Consider the following 21,952-nt stretch of genomic DNA (forward strand, 5'->3'; position numbering starts at 1 on the left):
ATGATAGATGCGCTCGACTGAAGAACCGCTCCCTCCAACGTCTTTCCCGATCGACCGCCTCCAAGGAACGCGCCTCATGACCGATACAGCAGCCCCCACGAACGGTGGCACCGGCGAAAATCCCTCGCTGAACATTCTCGCCCAGTACATCAAGGATCTCTCGTTCGAAAACCCGGGTGCGCCGCGTTCGCTCCAGGCCCGTGACAAGGCGCCGGCGATCAATATCAACGTCAATGTGAATGCCAACCCGTTGTCGGATACGGAATTCGATGTCGTGCTGACGCTGAATGCCGAAGCTAAGGATGGCGACAAGGTTCTGTTTGCGATCGAGCTGACGTATGGCGGCGTCTTTCGTGTGACCGGCTTCCCTCAGGAGCACATGCTGCCGCTTCTGTTCATAGAATGCCCGCGCTTGCTGTTCCCCTTCGCACGCCAGATCGTGGCCGATGCGACGCGCAATGGCGGCTTCCCGCCGCTCATGATCGATCCGATCGATTTTGCGCAGATGTTCACGCAGCGCATGGCCGAAGATCGCGTCCGCGCTCAGGTTTCGTCGACGCCGAACTGATCTAGCAATCTTTGATGGTTCGAAGCGCCCGGTCTACCAGAGACCGGGCGTTTTTCGTTCAGACGTCGTAGCGCGACCAGATGGCCTTCGCGCCGATCTTCTCGATCAGCGCTGCATGTGCGGCGATGCCGTCTGCAGCAAGACGCTGACGCAACGGGGCCGGACGCTCCCGCGGTACAAAGACCACATCATCGGTGGCTTCGATCCGTGCCCGGCTTTCCTGCGTGGTCAGGCCGAGGGCCGCCTGCCGGCCGCCGATCATCTCGATATAGACCTCCGCCAGGAGTTCGGAGTCGAGCAACGCGCCGTGCTTTGTCCGATGGGTGTTGTCGATCCCATAGCGTCGGCAGAGAGCATCCAGAGAGTTCGGCCCCATCGGGTGCTTGCGTCGAGCCAGTGACAGGGTATCCGTGACAAGATCCTGCGAGACGGCCGGACGATCCAGACGCGCCAGTTCCGCGTTGATGAAGCCCATGTCGAACGTGGCATTGTGTGCGACCCAACGGGCACCGTCGAAGAATGCCATGAGATCTTCGACCACCTCGGCAAAAACCGGTTTGTCCTTCAAGAACTCGTCGGTGATGCCGTGCACGGCCAGCGCATCGGGATGTACCTTCCGGTCTCCGGGATTGATGTACCGATGAAACGTCTTGCCCGTTGGAAAATGGTCGTTGAGCTCGATGCCGCCGATCTCGATGACGCGATCCTGTCGATTGTCGAGGCCGGTCGTTTCCGTATCGAAGATGATTTCCCGCATGGCTCTTCCTTTATCGCGTCGACCTCCCCGAGAGACGACTCAGGATGGCGCCTGGCCCGCTCTTTTTGTGAGATCGGTCACAATCTCTTCGACCCTTTGGCGCGCCACTTCAAGTCCTCGGCTCGTGTCGATCACATAGTTTGCCCGGGCACGCTTGTCGCTGTCCGGCATCTGGCGCGACAAGATCAGGGCGAACTTCTCCGGCGTCATCCCTGGACGGGCAAGGACGCGTTGCCGCTGGAGGTCCGCGTCGCAGGTGACGACCGCGACCGCGTCCACCCTGGCTTCGCCACCCGTTTCAAAGAGAAGCGGAATATCGAGAACGACGAGGGGGGCACCTGCGCGTCTTTCGCGCTCCAGAAAGGCACGCTCCTCCTCACGAACGAGAGGATGGACGATCGCTTCCAACGTTTTAAACCCTTGGGGATGCCTGGCCAGTGCCGCACTCAGTTTTGTGCGATCCACCGCACCGTTCAATGTGGAGCCGGGAAAAGCGGCCTCAATCAGCCCGACAGCCGGCCCGTGATAGAGCGCGTGGACCACGGCATCCGCATCGTTGACAGGAACACCAAGCACCTTGAACATTTCAGCCGTGGTCGATTTGCCCATGCCGATCGATCCCGTAAGCCCGAGGACGATCATGCATGTGCCGCCATATCGCCGATGACGAGACTGCGGAGTGTTTCGTCCACGATAGGCTTTTGCCCAAACCATTTCTGAAAGCCAGGCGCTGCCTGATGCAGCAGCATGCCGAGGCCGTCCACGATGGTATAACCCTGCGCCTGCGCCTGCGCCAGAATGGGGGTCACCAGCGGGACATAAACAATGTCGGTCACGATGGCACTTGACGGCATAGTCGTGAAATCGAAATCGGGAACCGCGGTGCCATCCATGCCGAGCGACGTGGTGTTGATGAACAGGCTCGCATCCGGCAGGAGCTCCGGGAGGGCTTCCATCCCGTGGGGAATGACCCTTGCCCGCCCGAAACGATCGGAAAGTTCCTGAGCGCGCGGCAACGTCCGATTGACGACATGAATGGTCCTGACGCCGCGGTCCCGCACGGCCTGAATGACAGCTCGGCTTGCACCGCCTGCACCCAGCACGATCGCTGTTTCTGCCTTTTCCCACCCGGGGGCCCGCTCATCCAGATTGGCGGCGAAACCGAGGCCATCCGTATTGGTTGCCTTCAGCCTGCCCTCTTCCAGCCAGACGGTATTCGCCGCGCCGATTTCCCGGCTTACAGCATCAGCATCATCGACACAGGCGATAACCGTTTCCTTGTGCGGAATGGTGACATTGCCGCCGATGAAGCCCGACTGGCCTGATCTGAGGAGGATCATAAAGTCCGGAAAGAGTGCCGGCGGAACTTCGCGTGTGCTGTAGCTGCCTTGAAGGCTCAGCGTTTTCAGCCAGTGCGTATGGATCAATGGCGAGCGCGAATGCCGAACGGGATAACCGGCGACGAAAGCATGGTTAACAAATGTTTCACGTGAATCATGCATCGATCGCCTGCAACCTTCTGAGTTCGCCGAGCAGCGGCAGGAGAGGGAGTCCGAGGATCGTGAAATAGTCACCCTCGATCGCGTCGAACAACTGCACGCCCTCGCCTTCCAGCTGGTAGGCTCCCACACTGGTCAACGCTTTTTCGCCCACCCGTTCCAGATGCCGTGCGATAAAATCCTCGTCAAGCGTTCGCATCGTCAGGCGTGCCGTCGAGACATGGGACCATAAGGTCCGACCCTCCCGATGAAGAACAACAGCGCTGTTTAACTGATGCGTCTTTCCCGACAAGGATTGCAGGTGATCTTTCGCCTCGGCGATCGATCTTGGCTTGTGAAAGACACGGGATCCCAGGGACATCGTCTGATCCGAACCGATGACCAAGGGACTGATCCCGGTCGTCGGTTTTCCGGCAAGGACCCGCAGTGCCTTCTCAAGTGCCATGTCCACGGACTGGGCCTTGGCTTCGGCCAGGATGGCAGCGACCTCCTGAGGAGATGCGCCGCCTGCTTCAAGCGGCGCTTCCAGCGCCCGTTCGTCTACCTCCGCCGCCTGCCAAGTGAAGGATATCCCCGCATTGGCCAGCAGCATCCGCCGGAAGGGGCTCGCGGAGGCGAGGACAATCTGGTGCGTCATCAATGATCTCCCTATCGGCCTGCGCACTAGCGCAGGCGCGGCCTGAGAGCAACAATGGCGGCCGCCGTTTCCTCGATCGAGCGCCGGGTGACATCGATGATCGGCCAGTTATTGCGCGCGCAGAGGGCCCGGGCATATTTCAGTTCTTCGGCAATGGCAGCACGATCCGTATATTCTTGTCCATGAAAACCATGCGTGGTTCCGAGCACCCGGTGTTCGCGCACCTGTGACACGCGATCCGCCGTAGCGATGAGGCAGACAACCAGGGGCTTGGTCGCTTCGATCAGCCGGTCCGGCAGGGGAACTCCCGGAACAATCGGAATATTGGCCGTGCGGATCCCGCGATTGGCCAGGTAGATGCTGGTCGGCGTTTTCGATGTCCGGCTGATCCCGATCAGGACAACATCCGCATCGTTGAAATCGGCCGGAAGCTGTCCGTCATCGTGGTCCATCGTAAAATTCAGCGCGTCGATCCGCGCGAAATAGTCGGCATCCATCACATGCTGTGCGCCGGAGCGCCGGCGAGACGACGTGCCGAGATAGGCTTGGAAAAGATCGATGATCGGTTCCAGAACCGAGACACAAGGAACACCGATCTGCTGGCACTGAGCGTTGATGATATCGGAGAGTTCCCGATCCACGATCGTGTAAAGGACAATGCCCGGTGCCTTGTCGATCGACTCCAGCACCTGCATGAGCTGCTTGCGATTTCGGATCAGCGGATAGACATGCTCCAGTGCGTGATAGGTCTGAAACTGGGCCGCAGCTGCCCTACCCGCTGCGATCAGCGTTTCCCCTGTCGAGTCGGAGATCAGGTGCAGGTGGAAATAGTTTTTCTGATTGTCCACGCTATTCTCGGCCGCCTGTTGATGATGGTGGATGACCAGAGCCTAGGAGCGAGCTGGCCTGGCAGGCAAGGGGAAAACCGCCGACTTATTCACAAAGAGGCCCGCGGCGGTGTCCTTACCGGGGCGCTTGTGAAAAAGACTCGCGATGCGACCGATCGCCGCCGACCATCAACAGGTCGTCCACAGGCCGGTGCAGCAGAGACGGATTTCCAAACCCTTCAAAAAACAAGAAAATTCAGCGCCGTACCCTATGTTCCCAAAGAACCGCCATTCTGGCATGACGCATATCGCGGCAGTGGGGCCAGATGGGGACAAAAGGCTGACAACCTTTAATCCTTGATAGTCACCGACTCTAAGAAATAGAAACTCTTAGATTCAAGATTCTATTTTAAGAGGGAAGCTGTGTGTGACGCCTGAAAACCGCAAACTCGTTCGCGTTCTGAACGGCGAGACGCTGACCCCTCCTCCTATCTGGCTCATGCGGCAGGCCGGCAGATATCTGCCGGAATATCGTGAGGTTCGTGCCAGAGCCGGCAGTTTCCTCGATCTCTGTTACTCCCCCGACTTTGCGACGGAAGTCACGCTGCAGCCGATCCGGCGCTATGCGTTCGACGCCGCCATTCTCTTTTCCGATATCCTTGTCATTCCCGATGCCCTGAAGCGGAATGTCCGGTTCGAGGAGGGAAGCGGGCCGAAGCTCGACCCGATCGACGTGGACGGGATCCGGGCACTCGACGGCCGCCCGGTGGCCGATCACCTGCGGCCCGTGATCGAGACTGTTGCCCGGCTGCGTCGGGAGCTCCCGAATGAAACCACATTGCTCGGCTTCTGCGGCGCGCCTTGGACAGTTGCGACCTATATGATTGCCGGGCATGGAACCCCCGACCAGGCGCCGGCGAGACTTTTTGCCTATCGCCATCCGGATGCCTTCGACGCACTCCTCGCCACGCTTGCGGAGCTGTCCGCCGATTATCTGGTTGCACAGCTCGATGCTGGCGCAGACGCGGTGCAGATCTTCGATTCTTGGGCAGGCGTGCTCGGTGAAGACACGTTCGAGCGGTTCGCGGTCGGTCCGGTCCGCCGCATCATCGACAGCGTCCGGGCTCGGCGGCCGGATGCAAAGATCATTGCGTTCGCAAAGGGCGCCGGTCTTCTGCTGAAAGATTATCGACGGAAGACAACGGCGGATGCAATCGGTCTCGACTGGTCGGTTCCCCTCTCGTTTGCGGCAGACCTGCAGAAGGAAGGCCCCGTGCAGGGCAATCTCGATCCGATGCGGGTCGTCGCCGGCGGAAAAGCGCTCGAAGAGGGCATAGATCAGATCCTCGATCGTCTCGGCATGGGACCGCTGATCTTCAATCTTGGTCACGGGATCACGCCGCAGGCCGATCCTACCCATGTCTCCGATCTCGTGAGACGTGTCAGGAGCCGCATATGACGATCCCACAGAGCGATGAAGGTGGATCCCGCCAGACGGATGCCCCGGCAGGGCGGAAATCGCGTGTACGAGCCTTTATGGCACTCTGCGTCCTGATCGCGATCGTCGGCGGGTTGATCGTCTGGCAGCCGGAGGACCTCGCTCTTTGGATCAAGGCCCTGCATATCGTGGCCGTCATCTCGTGGATGGCAGGACTTCTCTACATGCCGCGGCTCTTCATCTATCATACGGATGCAGAGCCGGGTTCTCCGACATCCGAAACGTTCAAGGTGATGGAACAGCGGCTTCTCACCGTGATCATGCGCCCGGCGATGATGATCACCTGGGCGCTCGGGCTCTATCTCGCCTGGAGCGTCTATGGTTTCCAGGGCGGCTGGCTCCACACGAAGATTCTTGCGGTCATCCTTTTGACCGGCGTGCACCTGCATTATGCCGATGCCGTCCGGCGGTTTTCGCAAGACGGTACACGAAGGACAGCGCGTTATTGGCGGCTGATGAACGAGGTGCCGACCGTCCTCATGATCGTTATCGTCATCCTGGTCGTCGTGAAGCCATTTTAATCCATCACGGACATTTTAGCCTCCGATATCCCACGCCCCCTTGCGGGACGGGCCGGAAGTCGCTAGCGTGCGTTATCCCATCTTTCTGGCGCGCGTTCGAGTTCGAGTGGCTACCCCCCTGCCGCTCCCTTGGCCCACATAGCGCCAGCCCTTCCATTCTCTCTGCAAGTGTGATTTTCCTTCATGGCTGAAATGAAGCTCCAAGACCTCAAGAACAAATCTGCAACCGACCTTCTGGCATTTGCAGAGTCCGTGGAGGTCGAAAACGCCAGCGTCATGCGCAAGCAGGAGCTGATGTTCGCCATCTTGAAGATGCTTGCTGCCCAAGATGTCGAGATCATCGGCGAAGGCGTCGTCGAACTTCTCCAGGACGGCTTCGGCTTCCTGCGCTCGGCGAATGCCAACTATCTGCCCGGCCCCGACGATATCTACATCTCTCCCTCCCAGATCCGGCGGTTCTCGCTGAAGACAGGTGACACGGTCGAGGGCCCCATCCGGGGACCCAAGGAAGGCGAGCGCTATTTCGCCCTTCTTAAGGTCAACACGATTAATTTCGAGGATCCGGAGAAAATCCGACACAAGGTCCACTTCGACAATCTGACGCCGCTTTATCCGAACGAGCGCTTCAAGATGGAGCTTGAAGTTCCGACCTCCAAGGACCTGTCACCGCGTGTCATGGATCTCGTAGCGCCGCTCGGCAAGGGACAGCGCGGTCTGATCGTTGCCCCTCCGCGAACGGGCAAAACCGTGCTGCTGCAGAACATCGCGCACTCCATCACGGCCAACCATCCGGAATGCTATCTGATCGTTCTTCTGATCGACGAACGGCCGGAAGAGGTGACGGACATGCAGCGCTCGGTCAAGGGTGAGGTGGTGTCCTCGACGTTCGACGAGCCGGCAACCCGGCATGTCCAGGTCGCCGAGATGGTCATCGAGAAAGCAAAGCGCCTTGTCGAACATGGTCGCGACGTGGTAATCCTCCTCGACTCGATTACGCGCCTCGGCCGCGCCTACAACACCGTCGTGCCGTCTTCCGGCAAGGTCTTGACCGGTGGTGTCGACGCCAACGCGTTGCAACGCCCGAAGCGCTTCTTCGGTGCCGCCCGTAACATCGAAGAAGGTGGATCGCTGACGATCGTCGCAACGGCGCTGATCGACACGGGCAGCCGTATGGACGAGGTGATCTTCGAAGAGTTCAAGGGCACCGGCAACTCGGAAATCGTGCTCGACCGGAAGGTCGCCGACAAGCGTATCTTCCCGGCGATGGACATTCTTAAATCCGGCACCCGCAAGGAAGACCTGCTCGTTCCGCGTCAGGATCTGCAGAAGATCTTCGTGCTGCGCCGTATCCTTGCACCCATGGGGACGACGGATGCGATCGAGTTCCTGATCGACAAGCTGAAGCAGACGAAGACCAACGGCGATTTCTTCGACTCAATGAACACGTGATGCGCACGCTCGGTGAGTATCCATGACGGGTGACCATCGGATATTGACGTCTCCGATATCCTGACGATCTGAAAGTCCCTGGCATCGTCCGGGGACTTTTTTGTTGATCGGAACACAGGTCTCAAAGGCAATGCAATGGTAGCCGCAACCGACACGATCTATTCCCTCTCCTCAGGCGGGCTGCCCTCCGGGGTCGCCGTGATCCGGATCAGTGGACCGCAAGCTTTTGGTGTCTGTGAGACGTTTTGTGGTCCTATCCGGGCGCACAGGCGCGCACATCTCCAAACGATTCGGTCCCGTAATGGAGAGGTGCTCGATCAGGGCTTGGTGTTGACGTTTCCCGGACCCGCTTCTTTCACGGGTGAGGACTGTGTCGAATTGCAGATTCATGGCGGAAAAGCCGTTGTCAGCCGGGTGCTGGACGAACTCGGCGCAACGCCGCTCTTCCGTCACGCGGAGGCCGGCGAGTTTTCCCGACGCGCCTTTCTGAACGGCAAGCTCGACCTGGTCGAAGTCGAGGGTCTTGCGGACCTCATCTCCGCGGAGACCGAGATGCAGCGCCGCCTTGCAAGCGAACATGCCCGCGGCGGCGTCTCGCAGCTGTATCATGGATGGGCAAAGCGCCTGACGCATGCCCGAGCGATGATCGAGGCGGAGCTGGACTTCGCCGATGAGGACGACGTTCCCGGATCTGTAAGCGCGTCTATCTGGGAAGACATGACGCTGTTGCGGACACAGATTGCGGACCATCTTGCCAGTGCCAAGACGGGAGCCATCATTCGTGACGGTTATCGGGTGGTCATCTCCGGGTCGCCGAATACCGGAAAGTCGAGCCTGCTGAATGCGCTCGCGAAGCAGGACGTGGCAATTGTGACCGACATTGCGGGGACAACGCGCGATATCCTCAGCGTCGATATTTCATTAGCCGGATTCGTCGTGAAACTCTACGATACGGCGGGACTTCGGGAAACGCAGGATGCTGTCGAGCGAGAAGGAATCCGCCGCGCCCTGAACATCCAAGCCGAGGCGGACCTCATTCTCTGCCTCTCAGATACGCCTGATGGATTTCGTCCTCCGGATGATACAGATAAGGACTACCTCAAGGTCGCGACCAAGATTGATGTTTCCGCCGGTTTATGGGATAGAGCCGACGCAGATGTCTTCATATCCGTGAAGGATGAAAAGGGGCTAGCCCCTCTTTTGGATCTGATCGTCCAGCGTCTTCCGGTGAACATCTCTGCGCACATGCTATCGTTGCCGTCTCGGAAACGACACGCTGACCAACTCCAGCAATGCCTGGTCGCGCTGGATGAAGCGATTGTCTGTACAGAACTGGATCTGCAGTCTGAATGGCTTCGTACGGCGGGAGACGCATTGGGACGCATTACGGGCCGCGTGGATGTCGAGAACCTGCTGGATGTGATCTTCTCGGAATTCTGTATTGGGAAGTAACTTACACCATATACGAGTCATCCCGCACGTTTCACGTGAAACAATGAATCGGATTCGAAATGACCGGAAGCTTTGATCTCATTGTCGTCGGTGGCGGACATGCTGGTTGTGAAGCCGCTGCGGTCGCCGCTCGTCTCGGAGCCAATGTTGCGCTCGTCACGCACAAGCGCGACACGATCGGCGTGATGTCCTGCAACCCTGCTATCGGCGGTCTGGGAAAAGGACACCTTGTACGCGAAATCGATGCCTTTGATGGTGTAATGGGCCGTGTTGCAGACCGAGCCGGTATCCAGTTCCGCCTCTTGAATCGCAAGAAAGGACCCGCAGTTCGTGGTCCGCGCACTCAAGCAGATCGCCGCTTGTACAAGGAGGCCATGCAGGCCGAACTGGAAGGGTTGGAGGGATTGACGATCGTGGAGGGCGATGTCGTCGACCTCATCATGGCTAACGGCTGTGTTGTCGGGGTTGTTCTCGGTAATGGCGAGACACTGTCCTGCGGCGCCGTCGTCTTGACCACCGGGACTTTTCTCCGAGGCTTGATCCACATTGGTGACAGGAAAATTCCGGCCGGCCGTGTCGGCGAGGCGCCATCGGTGGGATTGTCAAAGGTGCTGGAGAATCACGGGATTGCGCTCGGGCGCTTGAAAACGGGAACACCAGCGCGGCTCGATGGGCGGACAATTGGCTGGAACAGGATCGGAAGCCAGGCAGCGGACGAGGTCCCGGTTCCCTTCTCTTTCATGACCGATCAGATCACCACCCGACAGATTGCGTGTGGCGTGACTCGAACGACAGGTGCAACGCATCGGATCATCGAGGAAAATTTGCAGCGGTCAGCGATGTATTCTGGCCAGATCGCTGGCATTGGTCCCCGGTACTGTCCGTCGATCGAGGACAAAATCGTCAAGTTTGGGGAACGAGACGGGCATCAGATCTTCCTAGAGCCTGAAGGGCTGGATGATCACACCGTGTACCCCAACGGGATCTCGACGTCCCTTCCCGAGGATGTCCAAGCGGCGTTTATTCGCACCATTCCCGGTCTTGAAGACGTCCAAATTCTTCAAGCAGGCTATGCCATTGAATATGACCATGTCGATCCCCGCGAACTTTCGGACGCCTTGGAGGTCAAAAAGATACCAGGACTGTTCCTCGCGGGACAAATCAATGGAACCACTGGCTATGAGGAAGCCGGTGCGCAAGGGCTGGTGGCCGGACTCAACGCGGCACGAAAAGTGGCCGGGCAGAGCGAGCACATCTTTTCACGAACCGACTCCTATATTGGCGTTATGATCGATGACTTGATTACACGCGGCGTTGCCGAGCCCTATCGCATGTTCACCTCCCGTGCTGAGTATCGGCTGTCGCTTCGAGCGGACAATGCTGACTTGCGTTTAACGCCTGCGGCCATTGCGTTGGGATGTGTGGGCCGGGAACGGAAAGAGCGCTTCCAGCGCTGGCAGTCCGATTTCGCGAACGTTAAGACATCGCTCGGGGGCATGTCCCTCACCCCAACGGAAGCTGCTGCGCATGGGCTGGCTCTCAACAAGGACGGGAAGCGGCGCTCGGCCTTCGATCTTCTATCCCATGCCGGAATCACCTTCGCCTCTCTGTCAAAGATCTGGCCGGATCTTAGTCGTGTGCCAGATCGCTTGGCGGAGGCCATCGAGATCGACGCGCACTATGCTGTCTATATGGATCGCCAGACCGCGGACATTGTGCGAACCCGCAAGGAAGAGGAACGCAGCATACCGTCTGATTTCTCGTATCATGACCTGACCGGTCTCTCTAACGAGCTCAAGCAGAAACTCACACGTCTGCGTCCAAGAAATTATGCGCAGCTCCAGGTCATTGATGGAATGACACCGTCGGCGGCAACATTGATACTCACGCATTTGCAGCGACACGCGAGTGTAAGCGTAGCGCGAGGTGTACACTGATGACGAGTCAGCCCATCGAAATAAACGGTCTGCGTGTTTCACGTGAAACTGAAGACCGCCTCGACCATTTCACCCAGTTGTTCCTGAAATGGGCGCGGACGATCAACCTCGTTGCGCCATCCACGATCGGGGATATCCAACGCCGCCATATCCAGGACAGCGGTCAGATCTATCAGCTTGCTCCTGGCGCAAAGACATGGATCGACCTGGGGAGCGGCGGCGGCTTCCCAGGCATCATCACGGCCATTCTTTTGGCGGAACTGGGCGATGGGTGGGTTCATCTCGTCGAAAGCAATCAAAAAAAAGCGGCGTTTCTGCGCGTCGCCTTGCAGGAGACAGGCGCTCGCGGCTCCGTTCATGTTCTCAGGATCGAAGATGCGCCTAAGCAAATTCCATCGTGTGATGCGATCTCAGCACGTGCGGTTGCTGATCTCACTTTGCTGCTTCAATTTGCTGCCCCTTGGATGGAAGCAGGAGCAACCCGTGCTTTCTTTCACAAAGGGCGGGATTATCAGACCGAGATCACAAAAGCGCGTGGCCGGTATGATTTCGATCTGGTAAAACACCAAAGCATTGTCGAGGCTGACTCCGTCATCCTTGAGATCACGCGGATGCAGCAGCTTAGCCAAGGTGCAGGAGCGATCAATGTCGCGCGATAAAAACCGGATTATCACGATTGCTAACCAAAAAGGTGGCGTCGGGAAGACGACGACAGCGATCAACCTTGCCACGGCCTTGGCCGCGATCGGAGAGGCCGTCCTGATCATCGATCTTGATCCGCAAGGCAACGCCAGCACGGGGTTGGGCATCCAGCGACGCGACAGGCGTTTCTCGTCCTACGACCTGATGATGGGCACGCATTCGATCGACACCATCGTTCACCAGACGGTCGTTCCCAATCTCTCCATCATCCCTTCGACCATGGATCTCCTTGGACTGGAGATGGAAATTTCGGGTCAGAGCGATCGCGTCTTTCGCCTCCGGAAAGCGCTTTCCGCGCCTGAAGCACTCGCCTATTCCTACATTCTGGTCGACTGCCCGCCGTCGTTCAATCTGCTGACAATGAACGCCATGGCAGCAGCGCATTCGGTTCTCGTTCCTCTTCAGTGCGAATTCTTTGCGCTAGAGGGCCTCAGTCAGTTGCTCGAGACGGTTGATCAAATCCGAAGGAGCGTCAATCCTCTGCTGGATATCCAAGGTATCGTTTTGACGATGTTCGACTCGCGCAACAATCTTGCACAGCAGGTCGTGTCCGATGTGCGGACCCATCTCGGGGAGAAGGTCTACCATACGCTTATCCCCCGGAACGTCCGGGTTTCGGAGGCTCCATCTTATGGCAAGCCTGCAATCCTTTACGATTTGAAATGTGCAGGCAGTCAAGCGTATCTGCAGCTTGCATCCGAAGTCATCCAGCGCGAGCGGCTACGCAAAGCCGCTGCCTGATCGATTCGGATCCAGAATGGTGAGGAGAACGGCATGAATGAAGATCCTGCACGGCGCCGTCTCGGACGTGGACTGGCAGCCTTGATCGGCGAGATGGATCAGCCGGTTGCCGCCGAGGCAGCACCGGTCGCGACGGTTGCGGCTGATCGGCGTGTTCCGATCGAGCACGTCACACGCAACCCACGTAACCCTCGTCGAACGTTTAATGAAGCAGAGTTGCAGGATCTGGCGAACTCCGTCCGACAGCACGGGATTGTTCAGCCTGTGGTTGTCCGAACTATGGATGGCGACCGGTTCGAGATCATTGCCGGCGAGCGGCGTTGGCGCGCGGCACAGCTTGCGGGGTTTTCGGATATCCCCGTGATTGTCCGAGACGTGGATGATCGCACCGCTCTCGAAATTGCGATCGTTGAAAACGTCCAGCGCTCGGATCTCAATCCGCTGGAAGAGGCGATGGGCTACGAACTGCTGATTGCCGATCATGGCTACACCCAGAACGATCTTGGCGAAATTATCGGCAAAAGCCGCAGTCACGTTGCCAACAGCCTGCGGCTGCTCAAGCTTCCAGAGCCAGTCCGGGATATGTTGTCATCGGGAACCCTGTCGGCGGGCCATGCGCGCGCCCTCATTCCAACGTCCGACCCGACCACGCTCGCTCGCGCGATCATTGCCAAGGGCCTGTCGGTTCGCGATACGGAAAAGTTGGCGCAGAACGATATCCGTGCACAGAATGACCCGAGTTTCGGTGCCAAACCACGGCCGGAGAAGGATGCTGATACGGTCGCGCTCGAAAGATCGTTGACCGACCGGCTCGGTCTCGACGTTTCGGTAAATCACCGTGCGACCGGCGGTCATCTGAAGATCAGCTACAAGACCCTCGAGCAGCTTGAGGATATCTGCCGGTTGCTGGAACGCCGATAGGGCTCAACGTCCCCCTACACTAGCCCGATGCCCGCTGTCGTGCCGCCTGTAGAGCAATCGCAATCAGTGCTTGGCTGGCAATATCTGCTTCCAGTGCCTGACGCGCCCGGCTCTGGAATATGGCGTTCTGAAGCCTCTGAAGGTCACGCCGGATGACCGGGAGGGCCCAATGTTTCAGGGCAGCTTCAATCAGCGGCTTGCGGCGAAAGTGAATGCCGCGACCGAGAGACGCTGTGACCTGTGACGGCCCAAGCCGCTTTGCATCCATCTCCGCGCGAAGAACATCGAGTTGCTGAAACTGGCGAAGGCAGCTTTGCAACACGAGAAACATTGAGGTCTTTGATGCCTCGACCTTGCGGAGAGACTGCATCAGGCGATCCATATCGCCAAGAAGAACGGCATCCACAGCGTCATCGACGGACGTGGAGCTCGCGTCGCCAATGATATCGAGCACGTGGTGCTCCTCAATCACCGGCTCGTCACGACAGTAGAGCGCAAGCTTCAAGATCTCGTTGCGTGATGCCAAGCGGTCGGCCCCCAGAAGATCGCGGAGAGCTTCACGCGCGGTAGGCGTGATCCGGAGGCCTGCAGCGCCGAGTTCCTTGTCAATGAGGCCGTTGATCGCCTTGACGTCATCTGCGTAGCAGGCAACCGCAATGACACTCCGCGCTGTTTCCCCGATCTTGCGAAGGGCTGAACCCTTTTTGAGATCGCCTGCTTCCACGATCACGAAGGCATCGCGTGGAGGCTCTTCAGCGAGGTAGCCAAGACCTTCACTCAGCGACTTTTCCGTCCCGGACGCCCTCACCCAGACAAGCTTGCTGCCGCCAAACAGGCCGATGGCGTTCGCTTCGTCGGCCAATCTCCCCGGAGAAAGGTCGCTGCCATCGAGCTTAATGAGGGAAAACGGATCGTCCAGCGCGACGCCGGTTTTGCCGGCGACGGCTGCGGCGCGTTCGGCAACGAGACCGCGGTCGGGGCCGTAGAAAAGGTAAAGCCGCTGGCTGGGCAGCGGCCTTTCCACGAAGTTATCGAACTCGTGGGATTTGATTTCGCTCATGCCAAGGCCGGATCAGTTGGCAAGCGCTGCAGCAAGATCCGCCCGGATGATCTCGGCGAGTTCTTTGGCCGCACGGTTCTCCGCATCGCGGATCGCGCGAAGCTTGGCGAACTCCTGGACCGGGAAATCGACAAGGGACACGGCTTTACGATGGCCGGATTTTACGGTTTTGCCTGTATCGACGCGCGTCAGGTTGTAATCGGCTTCGACCGTAAGCCGTCCGGCCGAGGCCGTGTCGTTGTCGTTTCGCTCGTTGTAGAGAACGCCGGTCGCATTGTGGCTGACGCTGAGCGCCAGCTGGTATTGCGGGGCGACCGGTTCTCCCTTGCCGCCAGAGGTCAGAAAGATCAGCGCATTGCGGACGCGTTGCTCGACGCGATCCCGCGCCTCGGAGATCCCGATCGATGCCAGCGCTGTCGCAGGTGCGCCTTGTGGTCCGTCGGAATAGAGCGGACGGACCTGACAGCCAGCCGCAAGCAACAGGGAAACGCCAACCAGCCCGAGAGCAAGACGACGGCGAGGATCGAACTTAGACGACGACATTGACGATCCTCTGCGGCACGACGATGATTTTCTTCGGAGTACGGCCCTCGAGGGCGGTCTGGACGGCCTCCAGACCGAGGACAGCGGTCTCAACGGCAGTCTGATCCGCATCCCGTGCGATTGTCAAATCCGCCCGCTTCTTGCCATTGATTTGAACGGGAAGAACGATTTCGGACACGGTAACCAGGCTCTCGTCGAACCGCGGCCAGTCAGCCTGCGCCACGAGGCCTTTTCCGCCGATTGCGTCCCAGCACTGCTCCGCAAGATGCGGCGTGATCGGCGCCATCAGGTGGATCAGGATCTCGACGGCGTCGCGCATCGCATTCGTCATCGCTGCATCCGCACCGGTGGCGACGTCCGACAGCGGAGCCGCCAAGGCATTGACCATCTCGTAGAGGCGCGCCACGGCTTTGTTGAAGGCGAGCTTCTCGTAGTCGCCCTCGACGGCTTTCAGGGTTCTGTGCGCGGTCTGGGACACGATCAGAGCCGCCCCCTCGCTTGCAGGGACCGCTTGCGCGCTGGATAGAGCCGGTGCGGCTTCCGAGATCAGGCGCCAGACGCGCTGAACGAAACGGTGCGCGCCTTCGACGCCAGCCTCCGACCAGATCACGTCGCGGTCCGGTGGTGAATCCGACAGCACGAAGAAACGCGCTGTATCCGCACCATAGGATGCGATGATGTCGTCGGGATCGACCACGTTCTTTTTGGACTTCGACATTTTCTCGATGGAGCCGATAGCCACCTCTTCTCCGGTGGCTGTCAATGTCGCTTTGCGGCTGTTGCCAAGATCCTCGATCGTGACGGCCGACGGGTTGATCCATTCCCGCTGCGCGCCGTCGCCACGGCTGTAGGTTTCATGCACCACCATGCCTTGGGTAAAGAGGCCCTTGAACGGTTCCGACAGACCTGCGTGACCGGCCGCCTTCATGGCCCGCGTGAAGAAGCGCGAATACAGGAGATGCAGGATCGCGTGTTCGATGCCTCCGATATATTGATCAACCGGCAACCAGCGATCGACAACGCCACGGTTTGTCGGCTGCTCTTCCCACGGAGCGGTAAAGCGCATGAAGTACCACGAGGAGTCGACGAATGTGTCCATCGTGTCGGTTTCGCGCCGCGCCGCAGCGCCGCACTGGGGGCAGCCGACATGACGCCACGTCGGATGCCGGTCGAGGGGGTTGCCCGGTTTATCGAAGGTCACGTCATCCGGGAGACGCACCGGCAGGTCTTTTTTCGGGACAGGTACAACGCCACAGACTTCGCAGTGAATGACCGGGATCGGGCAGCCCCAATAACGCTGACGAGAAATCCCCCAGTCACGCAATCTGAAGTTGACTTTGCGTTCCGCCTGCGGGCGACCGTTCAGAGTCTGCGCTTCCAACAGAGCCGCTACCCGCGCGAAGGCCGCCTGGGGCGTCATCCCGTCAAGAAAACGGGAATGGATCACGACGCCATCGCCCGTATAGGCTTCCGACCCGATGCTGAACGTTGCTGCATCGCCATCGGCCGGCATTACGACCGGCGTTACGGGCAGACCGTAGCGCCGCGCGAAATCAAGGTCACGCTGGTCTCCCGACGGGCAGCCAAAAATGGCGCCTGTGCCGTAATCCATCAGAACGAAGTTGGCGACATAGACCGGCAACTCCCACGAGGGGTCGAGCGGATGCCGCACCCGCAGACCCGTGTCGACGCCGCGCTTCTCGGCGGTTTCCAACGCCGCGAGCGACGTGCCAGCGCGGCGGCATTCCTCGCAGAATGCTTCAAGCTCGGCGTTCCCCGCCGCCATCTTTCGGGCGAGCGGATGATCGGCGGCAATGGCGAGGAAGGACGCGCCAAACAGGGTGTCTGCACGTGTCGTGTAGACGTCGATTTCGGTCTCTCCCGGCACGTGCTCGTTGGGGACCAGCTCCCAGCGAATGGAAAGGCCTTCGGAGCGGCCGATCCAGTTCTTCTGCATGAGCCGTACCTTTTCCGGCCAATGCTCCAGCGTGTCGAGCGAGTCCAGCAGGTCCTGACTGAAGTCCGTTATCCGGAAGAACCACTGTGTCAGCTCTCGCTGTTCCACGAGCGCGTTCGACCGCCAGCCACGTCCGTCTATCACCTGCTCGTTGGCGAGCACCGTGTGATCGACCGGATCCCAGTTGACCTTCGATTGCTTGCGGTAGACAAGGCCCTTTTCCATGAAATCCAGGAAAAGGTGCTGCTGCTGCTGGTAGTAGGCGACGTCGCAGGTCGCAAACTCCCGGCTCCAGTCGAGCGAAAGGCCCATGACCTTGAGCTGCGCCCGCATGGAAGCGATGTTCTGGTACGTCCACGCGGCAGGATGAACGCCGCGCTCCATGGCGGCATTCTCAGCCGGCATGCCGAAGGCGTCCCAACCCATGGGATGAAGCACATTGTAGCCGCGGGCGCGCTTGAAGCGGGCAACAACGTCACCCATCGCGTAATTGCGGACATGACCCATATGGATCCGCCCAGAGGGATACGGAAACATCTCGAGAACATAGTATTTTTCCCGGGCGTCGTCATTGTCCGTCTGGTAGACGGACTTCTCCTCCCATTCGCGCTGCCAGCGAGGTTCCGCATCGCGTGGATTATAGCGTTCTGTGGCCATGTCTTCAGTCATTCCGGAAATTGTAGCGGGGCGCTGCCGCTTGGTCTTGCGTGGCGTGACCTTCATCATGAAACAAAGGTAGCGTCAAGTTTTGCAGGCCTTTGTCGCGGTCTGCGACCCACTCTGAACTCTGCTTGGCGGGCTGCAGCAGATTGTCTATATCCCGAGCAGCCCCGTGGCGTTTTCCAAGCCACACATTTGCCAGGAGATATCCGATGAGCCGTGTGGACCAGTGGAACGAAGTGATGTCGCGTATCCATGCAGCGGAGGATGGAGCACGGCGCTCTCGTGGATCCGTTTCGCTGGTGGCCGTGTCGAAAACGTTCGATGCCGAGGCAATTCGCCCCGTCATCGCCGCAGGACAACGCGTCTTCGGAGAAAACCGGGTGCAGGAATCCCAACAGAAGTGGCCGGGTCTGAAGGAAGAGACGCCAGGCATCGAGCTGCATCTGATCGGTCCGCTGCAGTCCAACAAGGCAGCCGATGCCGTTGCACTGTTCGATGTCATCGAAACGATTGATCGCGAGAAGATTGCGCGCGCCGTCGCTGCGGAAATCGCGCGCCAGGGAAAACCCGTACGCGTCTATGTCCAGGTCAACACCGGTCTTGAACCGCAAAAGGCAGGTATCTCTCCCGACGAGACGACCGCCTTCGTGGCGATGTGCCGTGATGTGCTCAGCTTGCCCGTTGAAGGGCTGATGTGCATTCCGCCCGCAGATGAAAACCCGGGGCCGCATTTCGCTCTGCTGGCAAAGCTTGCAGCGGAAAACAACGTCGGGAAGCTGTCCATGGGCATGTCGGGAGATTTCGATGTCGCCATCGCCTTCGGCGCGACCAGCGTTCGCGTCGGCTCGGCGATCTTCGGCTTGCGCGACCGTCCGGAAACGACCGTCTCCGCGGCGTAGGCTGCCGGCGCCCGGATGACGCCAATAAAAAACCCGGCACACGGCCGGGTTCTTGTATGGCTTCGATCCGAAGGTCGATCAGAAGTTTTCTTCTTCCTCGTTCGGCGTCGACGACTTCAGCGACTTCAGCTTTGCGAAGACAGCGTCCGCATCCATTTCCTTTTCTTCCTCACGCTCGTAGCCATAGCTGTAGCGCTCGGTTTCCTGCGCCGGCTCCAGCGTTGCGCCGAGATCGGCAGCTGTCGGAAGCGGACGGCCCTTGGAGGCGCGTTCGACCTCTAGGTCGAGATCGATCTGGCTGCAGAGACCCAACGTGACCGGATCGCTCGCCGTCAGGTTGGCCGAATTCCAGTGTGTTCGCTCGCGGATTTGCTCGATCGTCGACTTGGTGGTGCCGACGAGACGCGAAATCTGGGCATCCTTGAGTTCCGGATGATTGCGAACAAGCCACAGGATCGCATTGGGCCGATCCTGGCGCTTGGACACCGGCGTGTAGCGCGGGCCCTTGCGTTTGGACTCGGGAACGCGAACCTTCGGGTCGGAAATCTTCAGCTTGTGGTTCGGATTGCCCTCGGCGCGGACGATCTCATCGCGCGACAGCTGTCCGGTCGCAATCGGATCAAGGCCCTTGATGCCCTGGGCCGATTCGCCATCGGCGATGGCCTTCACTTCCAGCGGATGCAGTTTGCAGAAGGTTGCGATCTGCTCGAACGACAAGGCGGTATTATCGACAAGCCAGACCGCCGTGGCCTTCGGCATCAGCAATTGTTGCGCCATGGATATAGTCCTTCTGTCCGCCGCGCCGGTGTCGCGGGCCGTGGAATACCACTGATTTCCGGGAATAGGGCGCTTCTATACCCGTCTTGTCGCAGAATTGCAATTCTTCTCGACGTCCTGACTTTCGTCTCATTGCCGCCCGCAGCGCACCTGATATGTATCGCCTGAAAAGCGCTATGAGGATGCGCGAGCACGACATCAGGGAGAGAGAACATCATGTCTGACAGGACCTACCCCGTCTCGAAGGAAATCCAGGCCCACGCCCTTGTCAACGAGGCGACCTATGATGCCTGGTATCGGGAAAGCGTCGAAGACCCCGATGCTTTCTGGGGCAGGCATGGCAAGCGGATCGACTGGTCGAAGCCCTATACGAAGGTCAAGAACACCTCTTTCACGGGCGACGTCTCGATCAAGTGGTTCGAGGACGGACAGACCAACGCGTCCTACAATTGTATCGATCGGCACCTTGAGGCCCGTGGCGATCAGGTCGCCATCATCTTCGAAGGGGATAACCCCTACATCGACAAGAAGATCACCTATCGCGAACTGCACCAGCATGTCTGTCGGCTGGCGAACGTGATGAAGGCCCAGGGCGTTACCAAGGGGGATCGCGTAACGATTTACATGCCGATGATCCCCGAGGCCGCCTATGCGATGCTGGCTTGCGCGCGCATCGGCGCGGTTCACTCCGTGGTGTTTGGCGGCTTTTCACCGGATGCTCTCGCCGGGCGATTGGTCGACTGTGCATCCACGTTCATCGTGACCTGCGACGAGGGCATGCGGGGCGGAAAGCCGATCCCCCTGAAGGACAACACGGACAAGGCGGTCGAAATCGCGGCAAAGAATGGCGTCGACGTGAAAACGGTGCTCGTCGTGCGCCGCACGGGGGGAAAGATCACTTGGGCCGACGGCCGCGATCTTTGGTACCATACGGCCACACAGGCTGCCGACACGGCCTGCGAGCCTGCGCCGATGCAGGCAGAAGACCCCCTGTTCATTCTCTATACCTCGGGTTCCACCGGCAAGCCGAAGGGCGTGCTTCACACGACGGGCGGCTATCTGGTCTATGTCGCCATGAGCCACGAATATGTATTCGACTATCATCCAGGCGATATCTACTGGTGCACAGCGGATGTCGGCTGGGTCACGGGCCATTCCTATATCGTCTACGGACCGCTCGCGAACGGCGCGACGACCCTGATGTTCGAGGGGGTGCCGAACCACCCCGACCAAGGCCGATTCTGGGAGGTCATCGACAAGCATCAGGTCAACATCTTCTATACGGCCCCGACCGCGATCCGATCGCTGATGGGTGCCGGCGATGCCTTCGTAAAGCGGTCTTCGCGCACAAGCCTGCGTATTCTTGGCACGGTGGGGGAGCCCATCAATCCGGAAGCCTGGCAGTGGTATCACGATGTCGTCGGCGACGGTCGCTGCCCCGTGGTCGACACCTGGTGGCAGACGGAAACCGGCGGTCACATGATTACGCCGCTACCCGGCGCGACCCCGCTGAAGCCGGGTTCGGCCACGCTGCCGTTCTTCGGCATAAGACCGGAACTTGTGGACAACGACGGCAACGTCCTGGAAGGCGCGGCGGACGGCAATCTCTGCATCGCGGATAGCTGGCCGGGCCAGATGCGCACTGTATATGGTGATCACGAGCGCTTCATCCAGACGTATTTCTCAACCTACAAGGGAAAATATTTTACGGGTGACGGATGCAAGCGCGATGCCGACGGCTACTACTGGATCACAGGCCGTGTCGATGATGTGCTGAACGTTTCCGGGCATCGGATGGGCACGGCGGAGGTGGAGTCCGCACTCGTCAGTCATGATGCGGTGTCCGAGGCTGCAGTCGTTGGTTATCCGCACGATATCAAGGGACAGGGCATCTATTGCTATGTCACGTTGATGGCAGGACGCGACGGTTCGGATGATCTGCGCAAGGCGTTGGTCGCGCATGTCCGTCAGGAAATCGGGCCCATTGCCTCACCGGATAAGATCCAGTTTGCCCCTGGCCTTCCGAAAACCCGTTCTGGAAAGATCATGCGCCGCATTCTTCGCAAGATCGCCGAAGACGATTTCGGAGCGCTCGGAGACATCTCGACGCTGGCCGATCCGGGCGTGGTGGAGGATCTCATTCAAAATCGCCAGAACAAGAAATAATGGCAGGGCCGGCGGGCATGACTGTCCGTCGGTTCCGTTCTGGCTTCTCGACCTAAAGCGAATTGCATGAAAAAGGATTCACGCAACGGCTTTGAGGTCTTGTCTTGATGCATGTCGTTTCCCGAAACCGCTGCACTCTTTTGGGCGACATGCATTAGAAGTCGATGGCACGCCCGTTGATTTCCCAATCTCCGAAACGCACCGGCTCGGCACCGCCGCGCCCGCCAATCTCAGTTGGCAATGTCAAGGCTTCCTCCGTCGCACGCCTGGCAGCTGCTTCCTCCAGGGCGCGACGCGCTGCAGGTGACAAAACCTTGCCCGGCATATCCTGCTTGTTATCATTGTCGTTCAGCATTGTGTGACCTCACTACGCCGTTG

21 protein-coding genes are annotated in these 21,952 nt (G+C 59.2%); 11 read left to right on the plus strand and 10 right to left on the minus strand.

Annotated features, from left to right (window positions below):
* The first annotated feature begins 76 nt into the window (after positions 1 to 76).
* Entirely contained in the window at positions 77 to 568 is a 492-nt protein-coding gene (gene secB / locus ASG25_RS18150; RefSeq protein WP_062477338.1) for a protein-export chaperone SecB, read from the plus strand.
* A gap of 58 nt (positions 569 to 626) precedes the next feature.
* Here secB and dnaQ read toward each other — a convergent pair whose 3' ends face one another.
* The 5 genes from dnaQ to ASG25_RS18175 are packed head-to-tail and all read right to left on the minus strand — an operon-like array spanning position 627 to position 4,309.
* Entirely contained in the window at positions 627 to 1,325 is a 699-nt protein-coding gene (gene dnaQ, locus ASG25_RS18155) for a DNA polymerase III subunit epsilon (RefSeq protein WP_062477341.1), read from the minus strand.
* Between the two features lie 39 nt (positions 1,326 to 1,364).
* Positions 1,365 to 1,967 carry a dephospho-CoA kinase gene (gene coaE, locus ASG25_RS18160; RefSeq protein WP_062477344.1) on the minus strand — a complete coding sequence of 201 codons (603 nt, stop codon included), beginning with the start codon at positions 1,965 to 1,967 and terminating at the stop codon, positions 1,365 to 1,367.
* Positions 1,964 to 2,827: a shikimate dehydrogenase gene (locus ASG25_RS18165; RefSeq protein ID WP_062477347.1), complete on the minus strand. Its 864-nt coding sequence runs from the start codon at positions 2,825 to 2,827 to the stop codon at positions 1,964 to 1,966. The genes coaE and ASG25_RS18165 overlap by 4 nt, the downstream gene beginning before the upstream one ends.
* Entirely contained in the window at positions 2,820 to 3,461 is a 642-nt protein-coding gene (locus tag ASG25_RS18170; protein ID WP_062477350.1) for a Maf-like protein, read from the minus strand. The genes ASG25_RS18165 and ASG25_RS18170 overlap by 8 nt, the downstream gene beginning before the upstream one ends.
* 26 nt (positions 3,462 to 3,487) lie before the next feature.
* Positions 3,488 to 4,309, minus strand: a complete 822-nt coding sequence (locus ASG25_RS18175; protein ID WP_062477353.1) for a pyruvate, water dikinase regulatory protein — start codon at positions 4,307 to 4,309, stop codon at positions 3,488 to 3,490.
* A gap of 406 nt (positions 4,310 to 4,715) precedes the next feature.
* Between ASG25_RS18175 and hemE the strand changes: the two genes are divergently transcribed.
* The 8 genes from hemE (at position 4,716) to ASG25_RS18215 (ending at position 13,509) form a co-directional block, all read left to right on the plus strand.
* Complete coding sequence (gene hemE, locus ASG25_RS18180; RefSeq protein WP_062477356.1) at positions 4,716 to 5,747, plus strand: uroporphyrinogen decarboxylase; 1,032 nt, start codon at positions 4,716 to 4,718, stop codon at positions 5,745 to 5,747.
* On the plus strand, positions 5,744 to 6,307 hold the full coding sequence (gene hemJ / locus ASG25_RS18185; protein ID WP_062477359.1) for a protoporphyrinogen oxidase HemJ: 564 nt from the start codon (positions 5,744 to 5,746) through the stop codon (positions 6,305 to 6,307). The genes hemE and hemJ overlap by 4 nt, the downstream gene beginning before the upstream one ends.
* Before the next feature lie 183 nt (positions 6,308 to 6,490).
* Positions 6,491 to 7,756 (plus strand): transcription termination factor Rho, encoded by a 1,266-nt coding sequence (gene rho / locus ASG25_RS18190; RefSeq protein WP_092990171.1) that lies wholly within the window; start codon positions 6,491 to 6,493, stop codon positions 7,754 to 7,756.
* A gap of 135 nt (positions 7,757 to 7,891) precedes the next feature.
* A complete protein-coding gene (gene mnmE, locus ASG25_RS18195; RefSeq protein ID WP_062477365.1) occupies positions 7,892 to 9,208 on the plus strand; it encodes a tRNA uridine-5-carboxymethylaminomethyl(34) synthesis GTPase MnmE in 1,317 nt (438 codons plus the stop codon).
* A gap of 59 nt (positions 9,209 to 9,267) precedes the next feature.
* The gene (gene mnmG / locus ASG25_RS18200; RefSeq protein ID WP_062477368.1) at positions 9,268 to 11,145 is read left to right on the plus strand and encodes a tRNA uridine-5-carboxymethylaminomethyl(34) synthesis enzyme MnmG; all 1,878 of its coding nucleotides are present in this window, start codon (positions 9,268 to 9,270) and stop codon (positions 11,143 to 11,145) included.
* A 14-nt stretch (positions 11,146 to 11,159) separates the two neighbouring features.
* Positions 11,160 to 11,804 (plus strand): 16S rRNA (guanine(527)-N(7))-methyltransferase RsmG, encoded by a 645-nt coding sequence (gene rsmG / locus ASG25_RS18205; RefSeq protein WP_062478036.1) that lies wholly within the window; start codon positions 11,160 to 11,162, stop codon positions 11,802 to 11,804.
* Positions 11,791 to 12,588: a ParA family protein gene (locus ASG25_RS18210; protein ID WP_062477371.1), complete on the plus strand. Its 798-nt coding sequence runs from the start codon at positions 11,791 to 11,793 to the stop codon at positions 12,586 to 12,588. The genes rsmG and ASG25_RS18210 overlap by 14 nt, the downstream gene beginning before the upstream one ends.
* A gap of 33 nt (positions 12,589 to 12,621) precedes the next feature.
* Positions 12,622 to 13,509, plus strand: a complete 888-nt coding sequence (locus tag ASG25_RS18215; RefSeq protein WP_062477374.1) for a ParB/RepB/Spo0J family partition protein — start codon at positions 12,622 to 12,624, stop codon at positions 13,507 to 13,509.
* A gap of 19 nt (positions 13,510 to 13,528) precedes the next feature.
* On the opposite strand, the gene holA is transcribed toward ASG25_RS18215, so the two are convergent.
* Genes holA through leuS form a run of 3 tightly spaced genes read right to left on the minus strand, consistent with a single transcriptional unit; the run spans position 13,529 to position 17,726 of the window.
* A complete protein-coding gene (holA, locus tag ASG25_RS18220) occupies positions 13,529 to 14,569 on the minus strand; it encodes a DNA polymerase III subunit delta (protein ID WP_062477375.1) in 1,041 nt (346 codons plus the stop codon).
* 12 nt (positions 14,570 to 14,581) lie between these two features.
* A complete protein-coding gene (lptE, locus tag ASG25_RS18225; protein WP_062477379.1) occupies positions 14,582 to 15,112 on the minus strand; it encodes an LPS assembly lipoprotein LptE in 531 nt (176 codons plus the stop codon).
* Positions 15,099 to 17,726, minus strand: a complete 2,628-nt coding sequence (leuS, locus tag ASG25_RS18230) for a leucine--tRNA ligase (protein WP_062477382.1) — start codon at positions 17,724 to 17,726, stop codon at positions 15,099 to 15,101. Before leuS ends, lptE begins: the two co-directional genes overlap by 14 nt.
* Before the next feature lie 215 nt (positions 17,727 to 17,941).
* On the opposite strand from leuS, the gene ASG25_RS18235 reads away from it, so the two are divergent.
* Entirely contained in the window at positions 17,942 to 18,631 is a 690-nt protein-coding gene (locus tag ASG25_RS18235; protein WP_062477385.1) for a YggS family pyridoxal phosphate-dependent enzyme, read from the plus strand.
* A gap of 78 nt (positions 18,632 to 18,709) precedes the next feature.
* Here ASG25_RS18235 and ASG25_RS18240 read toward each other — a convergent pair whose 3' ends face one another.
* On the minus strand, positions 18,710 to 19,408 hold the full coding sequence (locus ASG25_RS18240; RefSeq protein ID WP_062477400.1) for a DUF1013 domain-containing protein: 699 nt from the start codon (positions 19,406 to 19,408) through the stop codon (positions 18,710 to 18,712).
* Between the two features lie 216 nt (positions 19,409 to 19,624).
* On the opposite strand from ASG25_RS18240, the gene acs reads away from it, so the two are divergent.
* Positions 19,625 to 21,574 carry an acetate--CoA ligase gene (gene acs / locus ASG25_RS18245; protein WP_062477403.1) on the plus strand — a complete coding sequence of 650 codons (1,950 nt, stop codon included), beginning with the start codon at positions 19,625 to 19,627 and terminating at the stop codon, positions 21,572 to 21,574.
* Between the two features lie 154 nt (positions 21,575 to 21,728).
* On the opposite strand, the gene ASG25_RS18250 is transcribed toward acs, so the two are convergent.
* A complete protein-coding gene (locus ASG25_RS18250; protein ID WP_062477405.1) occupies positions 21,729 to 21,929 on the minus strand; it encodes a DUF1674 domain-containing protein in 201 nt (66 codons plus the stop codon).
* Between the last annotated feature and the right edge of the window lie 23 nt (positions 21,930 to 21,952).

It is taken from the genome of Rhizobium sp. Leaf384, from assembly GCF_001424065.1.
In the GTDB taxonomy this organism is placed as follows: domain Bacteria; phylum Pseudomonadota; class Alphaproteobacteria; order Rhizobiales; family Rhizobiaceae; genus Ferranicluibacter.

What these genes read in the sequence shown, in the direction of transcription:
- holA (WP_062477375.1), bottom strand. Translation starts at nt 14,569, where the DNA reads ATGAGCGAAATCAAATCCCACGAGTTCGATAACTTCGTGGAAAGGCCG.
- hemJ (WP_062477359.1), top strand. Translation starts at nt 5,744, where the DNA reads ATGACGATCCCACAGAGCGATGAAGGTGGATCCCGCCAGACGGATGCC.
- mnmG (WP_062477368.1), top strand. Translation starts at nt 9,268, where the DNA reads ATGACCGGAAGCTTTGATCTCATTGTCGTCGGTGGCGGACATGCTGGT.
- coaE (WP_062477344.1), bottom strand. Translation starts at nt 1,967, where the DNA reads ATGATCGTCCTCGGGCTTACGGGATCGATCGGCATGGGCAAATCGACC.
- mnmE (WP_062477365.1), top strand. Translation starts at nt 7,892, where the DNA reads ATGGTAGCCGCAACCGACACGATCTATTCCCTCTCCTCAGGCGGGCTG.
- rho (WP_092990171.1), top strand. Translation starts at nt 6,491, where the DNA reads ATGGCTGAAATGAAGCTCCAAGACCTCAAGAACAAATCTGCAACCGAC.
- ASG25_RS18240 (WP_062477400.1), bottom strand. Translation starts at nt 19,408, where the DNA reads ATGGCGCAACAATTGCTGATGCCGAAGGCCACGGCGGTCTGGCTTGTC.
- ASG25_RS18250 (WP_062477405.1), bottom strand. Translation starts at nt 21,929, where the DNA reads ATGCTGAACGACAATGATAACAAGCAGGATATGCCGGGCAAGGTTTTG.
- ASG25_RS18170 (WP_062477350.1), bottom strand. Translation starts at nt 3,461, where the DNA reads ATGACGCACCAGATTGTCCTCGCCTCCGCGAGCCCCTTCCGGCGGATG.
- secB (WP_062477338.1), top strand. Translation starts at nt 77, where the DNA reads ATGACCGATACAGCAGCCCCCACGAACGGTGGCACCGGCGAAAATCCC.
- dnaQ (WP_062477341.1), bottom strand. Translation starts at nt 1,325, where the DNA reads ATGCGGGAAATCATCTTCGATACGGAAACGACCGGCCTCGACAATCGA.
- lptE (WP_062477379.1), bottom strand. Translation starts at nt 15,112, where the DNA reads ATGTCGTCGTCTAAGTTCGATCCTCGCCGTCGTCTTGCTCTCGGGCTG.
- ASG25_RS18215 (WP_062477374.1), top strand. Translation starts at nt 12,622, where the DNA reads ATGAATGAAGATCCTGCACGGCGCCGTCTCGGACGTGGACTGGCAGCC.
- ASG25_RS18235 (WP_062477385.1), top strand. Translation starts at nt 17,942, where the DNA reads ATGAGCCGTGTGGACCAGTGGAACGAAGTGATGTCGCGTATCCATGCA.
- acs (WP_062477403.1), top strand. Translation starts at nt 19,625, where the DNA reads ATGTCTGACAGGACCTACCCCGTCTCGAAGGAAATCCAGGCCCACGCC.
- leuS (WP_062477382.1), bottom strand. Translation starts at nt 17,726, where the DNA reads ATGGCCACAGAACGCTATAATCCACGCGATGCGGAACCTCGCTGGCAG.
- ASG25_RS18165 (WP_062477347.1), bottom strand. Translation starts at nt 2,827, where the DNA reads ATGCATGATTCACGTGAAACATTTGTTAACCATGCTTTCGTCGCCGGT.
- ASG25_RS18210 (WP_062477371.1), top strand. Translation starts at nt 11,791, where the DNA reads ATGTCGCGCGATAAAAACCGGATTATCACGATTGCTAACCAAAAAGGT.